The following is a 13,337-nucleotide window of genomic DNA, read 5'->3' on the forward strand; positions in this document are numbered from 1 at the left end:
GCGCCCTTTAACGCATCTTGCCGTCAACGGAAAGCGTGTAGATCACCTTTGGTCGAAACAACATACAGCGTCTGCCCGGCCACGACAGGGGATGCTGTCGCGCCTCCGGGAACCTCAGCCTGATGAACCAGTGTTCCGTCAACTGGATTGAAGAACCGCAGAAACCCGTCGTTGGACGCAACCACAATACGACCCCCGGCCAGAATTGGGCCGTAATGCGCAAAGATCGGTCCCCGGCGGCCACGCTTGTCCTTGACGAAGCCCGGCAGATCCTGCGCCCAGATGACAGACCCGTCCGCCGCGTTCAGACGCACCAGCTGGCTGCGATCACTGATCAGGAAGATGCTGTTGCCCGCAGGCCAGACCGTATCGACCGCACCTTCGTCTGCTGTCCACCGGCGCTCACCGGAAGCGGCATCAAATGCGACGGTCCGGCCCGAGTGATTGCCGATGTAGATACTGTTGCCGACAACCATCGGACCGCCAGTCACATCGACGATTTGCGCCGCGGCGCGCCCGCGACGCCCCCCTGCAACAGACGCGTTCCAGCGGCGGATACCACCGCGGCGGAAAGTGGCCGCCACGTCACCCGAGCCAAAGGCAAATACCGCCAGATCAGATGCGATTGCAGGCGCAGGCGCACCCAGAACGTTCCCGACGCTGGGTGTGCCTTCGAATTGCCAGGCTATGCGTCCGTCCTTGGTGTTTACAGCCCAGCCGGTTTCGTCTCCGGCCACCACGTATAACAGGCCATCATTCACCAGCGGGGCGCCGCTGCCGGTCGCTTCCAGGCGTTTTTGCCAGCGCACGGCACCCGATTTGGCGTCCAGCGCGGTCAGCCGACCGAACCCTGACGACACATAAAGGACGCCGTCGGCATAAGCCAAACCACCCCCTGTTGCATCCGAGTCGCCATCACTTGGCGGGATCAGATCGGTTTCCCATGCCAACTGCCCCTGCTGGGTGACCGCTGAAACCGTCGCCCCTGAATCCAGTGTAAAGATCAATCCGCCCGCAACCACCGGCTCGGCAGTTATGCGTTGCTTGCGCGAGTCGCCCTGCCCGATCGAAACAGACCAGATCCGTTGTGGTGTTGCGCGCAAAGCAGCATGCGTGGTTCGGTATGCGGACGTTCCCGGACTTTGTGACCAGTTGGCGTTGACCTGTTGCGCCGGCAGGCTGATCGGTTGCGAGCCGCGCTTTTCGACCGTTTCCAGATCTGAAACAGGGCGAATATCCTCGCGTTCACCGGGCAGAATGGCTTCGGGCGGCTCACAGGCCGCCAGTGCTGTCAAGGCCAGAGCCGCAAAAGGCAATCCCGTACGGGAAAAAAATCTTGTTACCATGATATTCCGAACTCGCCTGTCGTTAAGTCTTTTGTCCCGCCTGGTCAGCCTTGCTGCGCCACCAATGGTTCAGGTTCCCCACCCAAAGCAATGATCATTTGCGCCGCGCGCTGTTGCAGATCGATCCCAACCTCTGCATCCTGCCGCAGCGCCTGAAATCGATCCAGCGCAGCATCGACATTCCCCTCGGCCACGTCAATCAGGGCCAACTGCTCTTCCGCCAGCAGCCGCAGCGGCGCTCCGGGGGCCGCCAACGCCTCGAACTGTTGCCGCCGGTCGGCGGCAGGCAAGGTATCGCCTTGCAACAGCAGCGACTTGAAGCTTGCAATCGCGCGGTAAATCTCGGGCAGGTCGCCCTGAACGGCAACCGCGTTCAGGCTGGTGACCGCGTCTTCTCGGGATCCGGATTCGACCTGTGACGCAGACAACAACATGTCCAGCACGGCTTTCCCGCCCGGTGACATCGCCTCTGTCTGTGCAAGACCAGCAGCCCTTGCCGCCGGGTCATTTTCGGACAATGCAGCAAGAATCGTGTCACCCAATAGCTGAGCTTGCGCCGTGTCCCGCGCCTTGCGGTATTCATTGAAAGCGGCACCGCCGACGATCAACACGACGGCGACGACACCCACCCAGCCCCAGCGACGCAGCAACAGATAGATCCGGTCACGGCGCACCTCTTCGGTGACCTCATCAATGAAACTGTCTATATCGCTCATCCAAGCCCCCGGGCTGTCTATCTTGTATTAGTGCGCCATGTCATACCCCGGCACCAACGCCAAGCCAAGGGTCCGAATATGCGCATTTTCACCGCTTTGCTTCCCTCTTGCGAAAAAATGCAAACCGAACTATTCAGTTCAGTATGGAAAAGATGCCGAACAGACCCCATTTCATGGCGTGACAGCCCAAGTATTAATGGCGCAGATTCTTAGGAGAAACACTTTATGCGTTTGATTTCATTCATCAACGCCCTTCTCGTGATTGTTGCACTGTATTTTCTGGTGTTTGAACGTGACACCTTGTTCGCCTTTGCCGGACGCGGTGATGCCGTGGAAGCAACACAAGTCGAAGCCACGGAAACCGAAAACTCCGATATCTCTGCAGTGGGCGTTGTCGCCGTGCGCTCGCAAGCGCGCGAAATTGACAGCGCCGTGCTGCTGCGCGGGCAGACGAAGGCGAACCGGCAGGTCGAAGTGCTTTCGGAAACCACGTCCACCGTTGTCTCTGAGCCCAAACGCAAAGGTGCGTTTGTTGAGGCGGGCGATATATTATGCGAACTTGACCCCGGCACGCGCCCGGCACAACTGGCCGAGGCCATGGCGGGCAAGCTGGAAGCCCAAAGCCGCATTCCCGAAGCCGAAGCACGCCTGATAGAGGCACATGCGCTTGTGGCCGAGGCCGAGATCAATCTGACAGCCTCACGCAAGCTGGCTGAAACCGGATATGCGTCGGAAACCCGCCGGATTTCCAGCGAAGCTGTGATGAGCTCTGCAAAAGCAGGTGTGAAATCCGCCGAAGCCGGGCTGGAGGCCACGCGCGCGGGCATCGAAGCCGCCGCAGCAGCAGTCGAGGCCGCACAGCGAGAGATTGGCCGCCTGACCATCAAAGCCCCCTTCAAAGGTTTGCTGGAAAGCGACACCGCGGAACTGGGCAGCCTAATGCAACCCGGATCGCTTTGCGCGACTGTCATTCAACTGGACCCGATCAAGCTGGTCGGCTTCGTTCCCGAGACCGAGGTCAACCGGGTGCTTGTCGGGTCCGAGGCTTCGGCAACGCTTGTGACCGGTCGGCAATTGGGCGGTCGGGTCACGTTCCTCAGCCGGTCAGCGGACGAGACAACACGTACATTCGAGGTGGAAATCACCGTTCCGAACCCCGACTTGACCATTCGCGACGGTCAGACAGCCACCATCCTCATCGCGGCTGAAGGTACGAAAGCCCACCTGCTGCCGCAATCGGCGCTGACACTCAGCAACGAAGGTCAATTGGGTGTGCGCACAGTTGGTGCAGGCAATGTGGTTGATTTCATGCCGGTCCGCATTTTGCGCGACACAGCCGAAGGTGTCTGGATCGATGGCTTGCCGGAAACGGTTGATATCATTGTGGTCGGGCAGGAATTCGTGATCCGCGGTGTTACCGTTGCACCAACTTATCGGGAAGCCTCGCAATGACGGGTATCGTCGCATGGGCCGCAGGCAGGGCCCGAATGGTAATGGCGTTCATCGCCATTTCGCTGGTCGTAGGCGGCTTTGCCTATGTCTCGCTTCCGAAAGAGGGTGAGCCGGATATCGAAATCCCTGCCCTTTTCGTTTCGGTGCAGTTTCCCGGGATTTCAGCGGAAGACTCAGAAAACCTTTTGGTCAAGCCGATGGAGACCGAACTGGCGGATCTCGACGGGCTCAAGGAAATGACGTCGACTGCGGCCGAAGGTTATGCCGGGGTCGCGCTGGAGTTTGAATTTGGCTGGGACAAGACCTCGATCATGGCGGACGTGCGCGATGCCATGAACACGGCCCAGGCTGATTTTCCCGAAGGTGCGGAACAATACTCGCTGACGGAAATCAACTTTTCCGAGTTCCCGATCGTCATCGTCAATCTGACCGGTGCCGTTCCGGAACGCACAATGGCCCGTGTCGCCAAGGATTTGCAGGACGAGCTTGAGGCGCTGGATTCCGTTCTCGAAGCGGGTATCGCGGGCAATCGTGACGAGTTGCTTGAGGTCGTTATCGACCCATTGCGGCTTGAAGCATACAACGTGACCGCAGACGAGCTGATCAATGTCGTGCGAAACAATAACCAGCTGATCGCGGCAGGCGAGGTCGAAACTGCGCAGGGTACATTCTCGGTCAAGATTCCATCGTCGTTCAAAACGGCGCAGGATGTTTATGGCTTGCCGATCAAGGTCAATGGCGACCGGGTTGTAACGCTGGGTGAGCTTGCGCAGATCAACTACACATTTGAAGATCGCGAAGGTACCGCCCGCTTCAACGGCGAGGCGACCGTCGCGCTGCAAGTTGTCAAACGCAAGGGCTATAACCTGATCGACACCGTTACGCAGGTGAAAGAAACCATAGCCCAGGCCAAGACCAAATGGCCGCCCGAGCTTCAGGCCGCGGTCGAGCTTGGAACGTCGAACGACCAGAGCCGCATTGTCGGTTCGATGGTCAGCCAGCTTGAAGGCTCGGTTCTGACCGCAATCGCTCTGGTGATGATCGTGGTTCTGGCCTCTTTGGGTACGCGGGCCGCGCTTTTGGTGGGCTTTGCAATTCCGACCTCATTCCTGCTGTGTTTCGCATTTCTGGCGGTCATGGGCATCAGTATCTCGAACATTGTGATGTTCGGCCTCATTCTGGCCGTAGGGATGTTGGTCGACGGTGCCATCGTGGTCGTGGAATATGCTGACAAGAGAATAAAGGAAGGCGTCGGCCCGATGCATGCCTATGTTGAGGCGGCCCAACGCATGTTCTGGCCCATCGTATCCTCGACCGCGACGACGCTATGTGCCTTCCTGCCCATGCTCTTCTGGCCCGGTGTTCCGGGCGAATTCATGGGGATGTTGCCCGTCACGCTGATCTTTGTTCTGTCGGCGTCGCTGATTGTGGCGCTGATCTACCTGCCGGTCATGGGCGGTGTTTCGGGGCGTCTGAGCCGCGTTTTCGACCGGTCTTCGAACTGGCTCCGTGCGCGTACCCGGTGGTGGGTTCGGGCAGTGATGGTGCCCCCGTCGCTTTATATGATCTTCTTGGGTGCGATGCAGGTTCTGAACCCTGACTATCTACTGCCCGGAGGAGTGGTCGCTGGTGCCCTGCTGTTCCTGTTCGGGGCCTTTGCTGGGTCTGTAACACTGAGCGCGGCCAAGTTCGAACGGGCGGAAGAAAACCACGTCCACACCGCTGACGAACACACACCTTTCGGGCATGTGATCCGGTTCCTTGTCGGCAACCCGATCATGCCGATCGTGTCGCTGGCGGCAGTTTTCTCTGCCGTGTATTTTGTGACCTTCGTCTGGTTCCCACAGGAATCAAGAGGTGTCGAATTTTTCGTTGAAAGCGAACCGGAACAGGCAACAGCTTACGTCCGTGCCCGTGGCAACCTGTCACTGGCTGAAAAAGACAAGATGGTCCTGCAGGCCGAACAGATCATTGGATCTCATCCGGCGGTAATCAACGTCTTTTCCTTTGCCGGCGAAGGCGGTCTTGACCAGAATACCGGCGGCGCGCAGGCACCGGCGGACACGGTGGGGCGGGTCCAGTTTGAAATTATCCCATGGGAAGATCGTCCGAACGTTTCGGAATCCGCTTTGTGGGGATTGTTTGAGCGCCACTTTGTAGCACCCGAATATGATGGCGATTATGTAATCGGCGATCTTAACGCCAAACTGGCGACAATACCCGGTATCGTTGTTGAAATCCTGGCATTGGAACAGGGCCCGGCCTCGGCCAAACCGGTTCACCTGCGTATCAAGGGGGACGGTTGGGACGAATTGAGATCGGCCACCGTCGCCGCGCGCCAGGTCTTTGACGAAACGCCGGGGCTGATCAAAACCGAAGATACCCTGCCCCTGCCTGGTATCGATTGGCAGATCGATGTCGACGTGGCCAAAGCTGGTCGGTTCGGCGCTGATGTAGCCACTGTTGGTGCCATGGTGCAGCTTGTGACACGCGGCATCCTGTTGGGTGAGATGCGCCCAGACAATACGGATGAAGAGATCGAGATCCGTGTCCGATTGCCGGAAGAGGATCGCGTGCTGTCGACTTTGGATACGCTCAAGGTCCGCACTCCGGACGGGTTGGTTCCGCTGTCGAACTTCGTAACCCGGGAACCCGTGGCCAAACTGGCCCAGATCAACCGTGTCGACCAGCAACGTTACTATGACGTCAAAGCGGATGTTGAACCGGGGCTGAGCAAGGTTGTGACCAAAGGGCCGGACGGGAAAGAAGAACGTCTGGCTATAATGCGCGAAGTGACCGACGGCTACACTCCAACCGGCACCGTGTTGGACGGCGACGTAGGAAAGTCCTACGAACTGGTTCAACTGACCGGTGCAGAGAATATAGACAAGCTACGTAGCGTGATTGACGCGGGAGACGCGCAGTTCGCCCTGATCAACCCGAATGAGCGGATCGCAGTACTGACCGAATGGCTGGAAACCAGCCCCTTCGCCAACTCGATCAGCTGGCAATGGACCGGTGATCAGGAAGAACAGGAAGAATCCGGCGCATTTCTGGTGAATGCCTTCATGGGTGCTTTGGGGCTGATGTTCGTGATCCTGCTCGCCCAGTTCAACTCGTTCTACAATTCGGTGTTGGTGCTGTTGGCGGTTGTTCTTTCGACCACCGGGGTTCTGATCGGCATGATCGTGATGGAGCAACCCTTCTCGATCATCATGACCGGCACCGGTATCGTTGCTCTGGCAGGAATTGTGGTGAACAACAACATTGTTCTGATCGATACCTATCAGGAATACAGCGCCTATATGCCAAGGATCGAGGCAATCGTCCGTACCGCGGAATCGCGTATCCGCCCGGTTCTGCTGACTACGTTGACCACGATGGCAGGTCTGACCCCAATGATGTTTGGGCTTTCGCTGGACTTTATCAATGGCGGCTATTCCATCGACAGTCCCACCGCTCTGTGGTGGAAACAGCTGGCCACAGCGGTTGTCTTTGGTCTTGGCATCGCCACTGTTCTCACCCTGATCGTGACGCCGTCGCTTCTGGCGCTGCGTGTATGGGTAACGACTTACGCTGTCTGGCTCAGCCGCGGGCTTGCCCGTATGACCGCGGGGCGGTCCAGTAAGATCGCGCAGGACATGGCTATTGGTCGCTCGGCCCGCAAACTACAGGCGACCGAGATTGTGTGGGATGAGCCGCACCAATCCGAGACCGGTTTGCAAGACGAGCCCACGGATCAAATTCCTGGATCGCCGCTAAAAGCCGCAGAATAAGAATGAAAGGACCGGGATTTCCGGTCCTTTTCGTTTTCTGTCGTCACAGTCGGGACCAGGTCTGGTGCGCGCAAATCGAATGTTCACAGCCTTTGACCATGAGCTTGTCACCCTGCAACGTCATCTGCGGAACAGCATCAACGTCGATCAGGGGAACCCAGAACTCACCCCCGCCGTATTTTCCGCCGCCTTCGCTCGACACGTCCCAGAACAGCTTTTTCCCGATATTCGGCGTTTGAACTTCTTTGCCGGAAGAATCAAAAGCCGAAAGTATCGTGCCGCAGAACTTGTCCGCGCAGGCGGATATCTGGATATGCGAGATCAGGTTCTTTCGATCAGGTTCGGTCTTCCACACGCCCTCAATCGGGTCAGCTGCGACCATAGCCGGGAGAAGAACCACAACGGCTACAGATACTAAACGTCTTGCTAATCCATTGATCATGGCATCCACCCTCATGCATGGCGCATCCTAGCACATTCCGCAGGGCAAGATGAGCCCCTCACGCGGCCTCACTGTCGGATTGCTGGCGGTTCCACAGTTGAGCATATCGCCCGGACCGCGCCAACAGCTCGTCATGGGTGCCCTGTTCGATGATCTCGCCAGCTTCCAGAACCACGATCCGATCAGCCTCGGCAATGGTGCTGAGGCGATGGGCAATCGTGATCACGGTCCGCCCTTCCCCAGCGCGCGCCAGCGCATCCTTGATATCCTGTTCCGTGTCGGTATCCAGGGCCGAGGTCGCCTCGTCCAGCAACAGGATCGGGGGGTTCTTCAGCAATGTCCGCGCGATGCCAACCCGTTGCTTTTCGCCGCCGGACAGTTTCAAGCCGCGCTCACCCACCATGGTGTCGTATCCGTCAGGCAGCGAAGTGATGAAGTCATGAATCTGGGCGGCACGGGCTGCGGCCTCGACATCCTCCGGGGTGGCATCGTCGCGCCCATACGCAATGTTGTAGCGAATGGTGTCGTTAAACAGCACCGTATCCTGTGGCACAACGCCGATCGCGGCATGCAGGCTGGTTTGGGTCACATCCCGAACATCCTGCCCGTCGATCTTCAGCGCGCCTTTGGTCACGTCATAAAACCGGAACAACAGCCGCCCGATGGTCGATTTTCCAGACCCCGTCGCCCCTACGATCGCGACCGTCTGTCCGGCTGGAACCGTCAAGGAAACACCCTTGAGGATTTCCCTTTCAGGGTCATAACCAAAATGCACATCTTCAAGTGTGACCTCGCCACCATTGACCGCAAGGTCGGGTGCATCGGGGTGATCTATGACTTCGGCGGGTTGTTCGAGCAGATCAAACATCTGCCCCATATCAACCAGCGATTGCCTGATCTCGCGATAGACCGTCCCCAGGAAGTTCAATGGAACGGTAATCTGGATCATATACGCGTTGACCATGACAAAATCGCCCACGGTCAGGTTTCCATTCTGAACGCCAATTGCGGCCAGAACCATGACTCCGATCAGGCCGCAGGTGATCAGGAAGGATTGGCCAAAATTCAAGAACGCCAGCGAATAGGCGGTTTTCAGCGCCGCCCCGGCATAGGCTTTCATCGACACGTCGTAACGTGCAGTTTCGCGGGATTCCGCGTTGAAATACTTGACGGTTTCGAAGTTCAGCAAACTGTCAATGGCGCGCTGATTGGCTTCGGTGTCCTGATCGTTCATCTCACGCCGCAGCTTTACCCGCCATTCGGTCACGGCAAAAGTGAACCAGATATATAGGCCTATGGTGACGGCGACGACCACCAGATACCAGACGTCGAACAACCACATCAGTATGATCGCAACCAGCAACAGCTCAAGGATCAGCGGCCCGATTGAGAACAGCAGGAAGCGCAGCAGGAATTCCACGCCTTTGACGCCCCTCTCGATGATACGGCTCAGCCCGCCGGTGCGGCGCGAGACGTGATAGCGCATGGACAGGTTATGGATATGTCGGAACGTCTCCAGCGCCAGCGCCCGCAAGGCCCGCTGTCCAACAGGGGCAAAGGCGGCGTCCCGCAATTGCTGGAACCCAACCGTCATCATGCGCGCCACGCCGTAGGCAACCGTCACACCCACTGCGCCCAGCGCTAGCGGCGGCACGCCTTCACCTGCCAATGAGTCAACGGCGCCTTTGTAAAGGATCGGTGTATAAACCGCGATCAGTTTGGCCAGAACCAGCATCGCCATGGCAATAACCACGCGGCGCTTTACCCAAACCTCGTCCTGCGGCCAGAGGTAGGGCGCAACCTTGCGGATTGTGCGCCAGCCTGAACTGCGCCCGCCGCTCTGCACCCCGTCATTCGAGGCCATCGGAGATGTTCGTCTCATCACGTACCTTGTCTGCGGTCAGAGAAAGGCTCTGGCCCGCGACGGGCCAGCGCGTTGATTATTCCGGTATCGTAAAGATTTGCCCCGGATAGATCAGATCCGGGTCGCGGATCAAGTCGCGGTTGGCTTCGAACAGGCGCACATACAGGATGCCATCGCCAAAGCGGTCACGCGAGATCGCCCACAGCGTGTCGCCCCGCTGCACAGTGACCGACCGGATTGCCGGGGTGTCCTGCGCCGCCGTTCCGTCACCGCCACCTGATGCTGCTTCCAAAACTTCAACAGGCTCGCGCTTGAAGGGGGTTTCGACCCGGCTGAGGACCTTCCCGTCCGTGTTCACCGCGTCAACACGCAACGTGTAAACACCGGGGTCGATGCCGTCCAGATCACTCCGCCAGGATCCATCCTGTTCCGGAGCGAGGTCGGCAACCAGACGATTGTCCAGATACACCCTGATGGCCGCGCCGTCCTGTACTCGCCCGGTCAACTGGACATCACCGGTTTCAGAATACCCGATGGTATCCAGCGCGACCTGTTCCGGCGGGGTATCCCGAACCACGGGCGGCTGCACGAGCTCAACGCCTTCTTCGCCCGACCGCAGTACCGCGATCTGCTGACCAGTTTCAGTTGTCTCTACTGCTTCGTCGGCAACCTGCGTTTCGCCGGTATCCGGCGCGGTCGCTACAGGGTCTGATGTTTCGGTCTCAGCAGGAGTTTCGGTCTCTGGGTCGACCACTGCAGCGGCTATTTGTTCATCACTCTCGGCTGTTTCGCCCTGATCGGCATCATCAGTTTGCTGCGCAACCGGCTCTTCTTCCACCGGCTTGGGCAGGGCGGCGATCAGATAGTCATCAGACCGGGTTGTTTGCCCGCTGCTTTTGCTGTGCAGGACTAGTCCCTGCGCGGAATCGCTGAAGGGGATCGAGACAAACTCGGCGAATTGCCCGCTGCTGTCCACCGTGAATGTGTGCACGGTTTCACCGTTCAGCAGAACCTCAATCTGGCTGCCCGGCTCGGCGTCACCTGACAAAAGCGCCGTTCCGTCTGCTTCAACAAAAATCTGATCCAAAACCGAGGGGGCCACGGGTGCCGGTGCATTCTCTTCCGTCGGGGCCGCTGCAGGTTCTGTGTCTGGAACCAAATCTGTCGCTGCAGCCGTATCTTCAGCGGGTTCAACGGTTGGTGCCGCATCCGGTGTTACGGCGGCCTGCTCAGCTGGTTCTGTTGTGGTGGTTTCCGCGGGCGCTTCGGCCGCTTGTTCCTGCGGCTGTGTGGCCGTAACAGATGCGGGTTCCTGCGGTGCGCCCGCCTCAGGCTCTGGCGCTTTGGTGAAAGCGCCGGACAGATACACACCCCCAACGCCCAGCACGGCGACCAGACCCGCAATCACACCCCAGACAAAATTGCCCGAGCTTCCGTTTCCCGATTTGGCGTCCATTGTTTTCCTTTCACCCCACCGTACAAAAGCTTTGTCTTCAAAAGCCTTCCAGCGGACAGTTGAGCCAATCTATCAATCCCGCTATCACGGGTCAAAACCTCTGACACAACCCCGGAGCCTCTCTTTCATGTCTCAGAAATCCGTCTGTGTGTATTGCGGGTCACGCAATGGGGCCGAGAAGGCTTATTCTGAAACCGCACGACAGTTTGGAAGCCTGCTTGCACAGGAAGGCTGGCGACTTGTTTATGGCGCTGGGGATGTCGGGCTGATGGGCGAAGTTGCCCGTGCCGCGCAACAGGCCGGTGGCGAGACCTTTGGCGTCATTCCGGTACACCTGGTCAAACGAGAGGTCGGCAAGACCGACCTGACCCATTTCGTGATCACCGAAACCATGCACGAGCGGAAAAAGGTCATGATCATGAATTCTGACGCCGTCGTGGTCCTGCCCGGTGGGCCAGGATCACTGGACGAGCTGTTTGAAGCGCTGACCTGGCGGCAGCTGGGCTTGCACGCCAAACCCATCGTGATCGTCAATGTGAACGGCTATTGGGACGCGTTGAAAACCCTGTTGCACCAGGTGATCGGCCAAGGATTTGCAGATCGGTCACTGGGCGACTTTGTTATCTGGGCTGAGGATGCGGAGACAGCGATGACAGCCCTGCGCGACAAGCTGAGGTAAACCCGGCAGGTCGCGTAGGTGTTTGACCGAACGCTGCGGTGCATCGTTGCCGCACATATGCGGGTAAGAAATGGGGCTGGTCGATTTGGCGAAGCCTCAAGCCTTTAGGCAGACAGTTCGATGACCGTGATCTCGGGGGTCACACCAAAGCGAACCGGAAGGATGGAACATCCGATACCGCCGGAAACAACCAGGTCCCGCCCACCTTCGCGCACATGCCCATAGGCATATCTGTTGCCGTATTTAGAGGGCACGATCGGCGACCAGCCAAACAGGCGGATCTGACCGCCATGCGTATGACCGGACAGCGTCAAGGCCACCCTGTCGGGCACTTGAGGGAAGATGTCGGGTTCATGCGCCATCATCACAACCGGGGCGTCGTCGGTGATTTGCGCCAGTGTCCCCGACAGATCATCCAGCCCCTGCGGTTTACCGTTGCGCCAGATCGCAAGCTGATCTTCCAGACCCGCCAACCAGATACCAAGAGCTTCTAGCTTGATGGCGGCATTCGACAAAACCGTAATTCCGCTCTGTTCCAGCGCAACGACATATCGGTTGGGGCCAGCACCACGGCGCTGCGCCTGCCGGTCATCCCACCAGTCGTGATTGCCAAGTACCGCAAAGACACCGTTCTTGGCCTCAAGCTTAGCAAGAACCGGTGCCAGATCGTTCATTTCGACAGGACGTAAAACGCCTTTGTGGCTTGCGAAGAAATCACCCAGAAGCAGGATCATATCCGGCGCAAGCGCATTCGTACGCCGTATCACCTGTTTTATTCGGTCCAGCCCGACCAAAGGTTCGCCCAGATGCAAATCTGCCAGTACGGCAATCCTGAGCGGTGGCGCAGTCCAATCCTCTCGGCGGACGCGCCATTTTCGCACGCGCAGCCGTAGGGCGGGTTCGATAAAAAACCCGTAGACTGATGTGATTAGGCCTGCCAGCGTCACCGCCAGCAGGCCCTTTATGAACCGGCGTCGGTTCAATTCATTACATCCGCGACGCGACGTTTTCCCAGTTCACCAGATTGTCGAGGAAGTTTGACAGGTAAGCCGGACGCTTGTTGCGGAAGTCGATGTAGTATGAGTGTTCCCAAACGTCACAACCCAGCAGAGCGGTTTGGCCAAAGCACAGCGGATTCACACCATTCTCGGTCTTGGTCACAGCCAACGAGCCGTCGGCGTTCTTGACCAGCCACGCCCAGCCCGAGCCGAACTGACCGGCACCTGCCGCACTGAACTGCGATTTGAATTCGTCAACCGAACCAAAGCTTTCGGTCAGAGCTTTCTCAAGCTCACCGGGCATGGCGTTGTCGCCGGGGCCCATCATTTCCCAGAACTGGTTGTGGTTCCACAGCTGGCTGATGTTGTTAAAGATACCGTTCTGCGCGACGGCATTTGCGTCGTAGGTGCCAACGATGATCTCTTCCAGCGACTTGCCGTCCCATTCGGTGCCGGCGATCAGCTTGTTGCCATTGTCGACATAGGCTTTGTGGTGCAGATCGTGGTGATATTCCAGTGTTTCCGCGGACATACCCTTGGCTGCCAGCGCGTCATGTGCATAAGGAAGATCAGGAAGTTCAAAAGCCATGTCGGCCCCCTGTTTAAAT

General features: G+C 58.2%; 10 protein-coding genes. 3 read left to right on the top strand and 7 right to left on the bottom strand.

All coding sequences use genetic code 11. The features are described 5' to 3' along the window. Positions 1-23: 23 nt before the first annotated feature. Positions 24-1,346, bottom strand: a complete 1,323-nt coding sequence (locus ACR0NZ_RS06050) for a PQQ-like beta-propeller repeat protein (RefSeq protein WP_480473424.1) — start codon at positions 1,344-1,346, stop codon at positions 24-26. A 44-nt stretch (positions 1,347-1,390) separates the two neighbouring features. Then, complete coding sequence (locus ACR0NZ_RS06055) at positions 1,391-2,062, bottom strand: hypothetical protein (RefSeq protein ID WP_480517525.1); 672 nt, start codon at positions 2,060-2,062, stop codon at positions 1,391-1,393. Positions 2,063-2,287: 225 nt separating this feature from the next. Here ACR0NZ_RS06055 and ACR0NZ_RS06060 point away from each other — a divergent pair, with 225 nt between their 5' ends. Further along, on the top strand, positions 2,288-3,514 hold the full coding sequence (locus ACR0NZ_RS06060) for an efflux RND transporter periplasmic adaptor subunit (RefSeq protein ID WP_480517527.1): 1,227 nt from the start codon (positions 2,288-2,290) through the stop codon (positions 3,512-3,514). Further along, on the top strand, positions 3,511-7,290 hold the full coding sequence (locus ACR0NZ_RS06065; RefSeq protein WP_480517529.1) for an efflux RND transporter permease subunit: 3,780 nt from the start codon (positions 3,511-3,513) through the stop codon (positions 7,288-7,290). Before ACR0NZ_RS06060 ends, ACR0NZ_RS06065 begins: the two co-directional genes overlap by 4 nt. A gap of 43 nt (positions 7,291-7,333) precedes the next feature. Here the strand turns inward: ACR0NZ_RS06065 and ACR0NZ_RS06070 are convergent, their stop codons facing one another. Genes ACR0NZ_RS06070 through ACR0NZ_RS06080 form a run of 3 tightly spaced genes read right to left on the bottom strand, consistent with a single transcriptional unit; the run spans position 7,334 to position 11,052 of the window. Continuing rightward, a complete protein-coding gene (locus ACR0NZ_RS06070) occupies positions 7,334-7,732 on the bottom strand; it encodes a DUF2147 domain-containing protein (RefSeq protein ID WP_480473428.1) in 399 nt (132 codons plus the stop codon). Positions 7,733-7,790: 58 nt separating this feature from the next. Further along, positions 7,791-9,614, bottom strand: a complete 1,824-nt coding sequence (locus ACR0NZ_RS06075) for an ABCB family ABC transporter ATP-binding protein/permease (protein ID WP_480492940.1) — start codon at positions 9,612-9,614, stop codon at positions 7,791-7,793. Between the two features lie 58 nt (positions 9,615-9,672). Then, complete coding sequence (locus ACR0NZ_RS06080; protein WP_480517531.1) at positions 9,673-11,052, bottom strand: LysM peptidoglycan-binding domain-containing protein; 1,380 nt, start codon at positions 11,050-11,052, stop codon at positions 9,673-9,675. A 127-nt stretch (positions 11,053-11,179) separates the two neighbouring features. On the opposite strand from ACR0NZ_RS06080, the gene ACR0NZ_RS06085 reads away from it, so the two are divergent. Beyond that, a complete protein-coding gene (locus tag ACR0NZ_RS06085; protein ID WP_480517533.1) occupies positions 11,180-11,731 on the top strand; it encodes an LOG family protein in 552 nt (183 codons plus the stop codon). Positions 11,732-11,835: 104 nt separating this feature from the next. On the opposite strand, the gene ACR0NZ_RS06090 is transcribed toward ACR0NZ_RS06085, so the two are convergent. Further along, the gene (locus ACR0NZ_RS06090) at positions 11,836-12,714 is read right to left on the bottom strand and encodes a metallophosphoesterase (RefSeq protein ID WP_480517535.1); all 879 of its coding nucleotides are present in this window, start codon (positions 12,712-12,714) and stop codon (positions 11,836-11,838) included. A gap of 4 nt (positions 12,715-12,718) precedes the next feature. After that, positions 12,719-13,318: a superoxide dismutase gene (locus tag ACR0NZ_RS06095; RefSeq protein WP_170704218.1), complete on the bottom strand. Its 600-nt coding sequence runs from the start codon at positions 13,316-13,318 to the stop codon at positions 12,719-12,721. Positions 13,319-13,337 lie beyond the last annotated feature (19 nt).

It is taken from the genome of Ruegeria sp. AE3, from assembly GCF_056542225.1.

Excerpts from the sequence above, each read along its gene's own strand:
- ACR0NZ_RS06050 (WP_480473424.1), bottom strand. The coding sequence starts at position 1,346 with ATGGTAACAAGATTTTTTTCCCGTACGGGATTGCCTTTTGCGGCTCTG.
- ACR0NZ_RS06055 (WP_480517525.1), bottom strand. The coding sequence starts at position 2,062 with ATGAGCGATATAGACAGTTTCATTGATGAGGTCACCGAAGAGGTGCGC.
- ACR0NZ_RS06060 (WP_480517527.1), top strand. The coding sequence starts at position 2,288 with ATGCGTTTGATTTCATTCATCAACGCCCTTCTCGTGATTGTTGCACTG.
- ACR0NZ_RS06065 (WP_480517529.1), top strand. The coding sequence starts at position 3,511 with ATGACGGGTATCGTCGCATGGGCCGCAGGCAGGGCCCGAATGGTAATG.
- ACR0NZ_RS06070 (WP_480473428.1), bottom strand. The coding sequence starts at position 7,732 with ATGATCAATGGATTAGCAAGACGTTTAGTATCTGTAGCCGTTGTGGTT.
- ACR0NZ_RS06075 (WP_480492940.1), bottom strand. The coding sequence starts at position 9,614 with ATGAGACGAACATCTCCGATGGCCTCGAATGACGGGGTGCAGAGCGGC.
- ACR0NZ_RS06080 (WP_480517531.1), bottom strand. The coding sequence starts at position 11,052 with ATGGACGCCAAATCGGGAAACGGAAGCTCGGGCAATTTTGTCTGGGGT.
- ACR0NZ_RS06085 (WP_480517533.1), top strand. The coding sequence starts at position 11,180 with ATGTCTCAGAAATCCGTCTGTGTGTATTGCGGGTCACGCAATGGGGCC.
- ACR0NZ_RS06095 (WP_170704218.1), bottom strand. The coding sequence starts at position 13,318 with ATGGCTTTTGAACTTCCTGATCTTCCTTATGCACATGACGCGCTGGCA.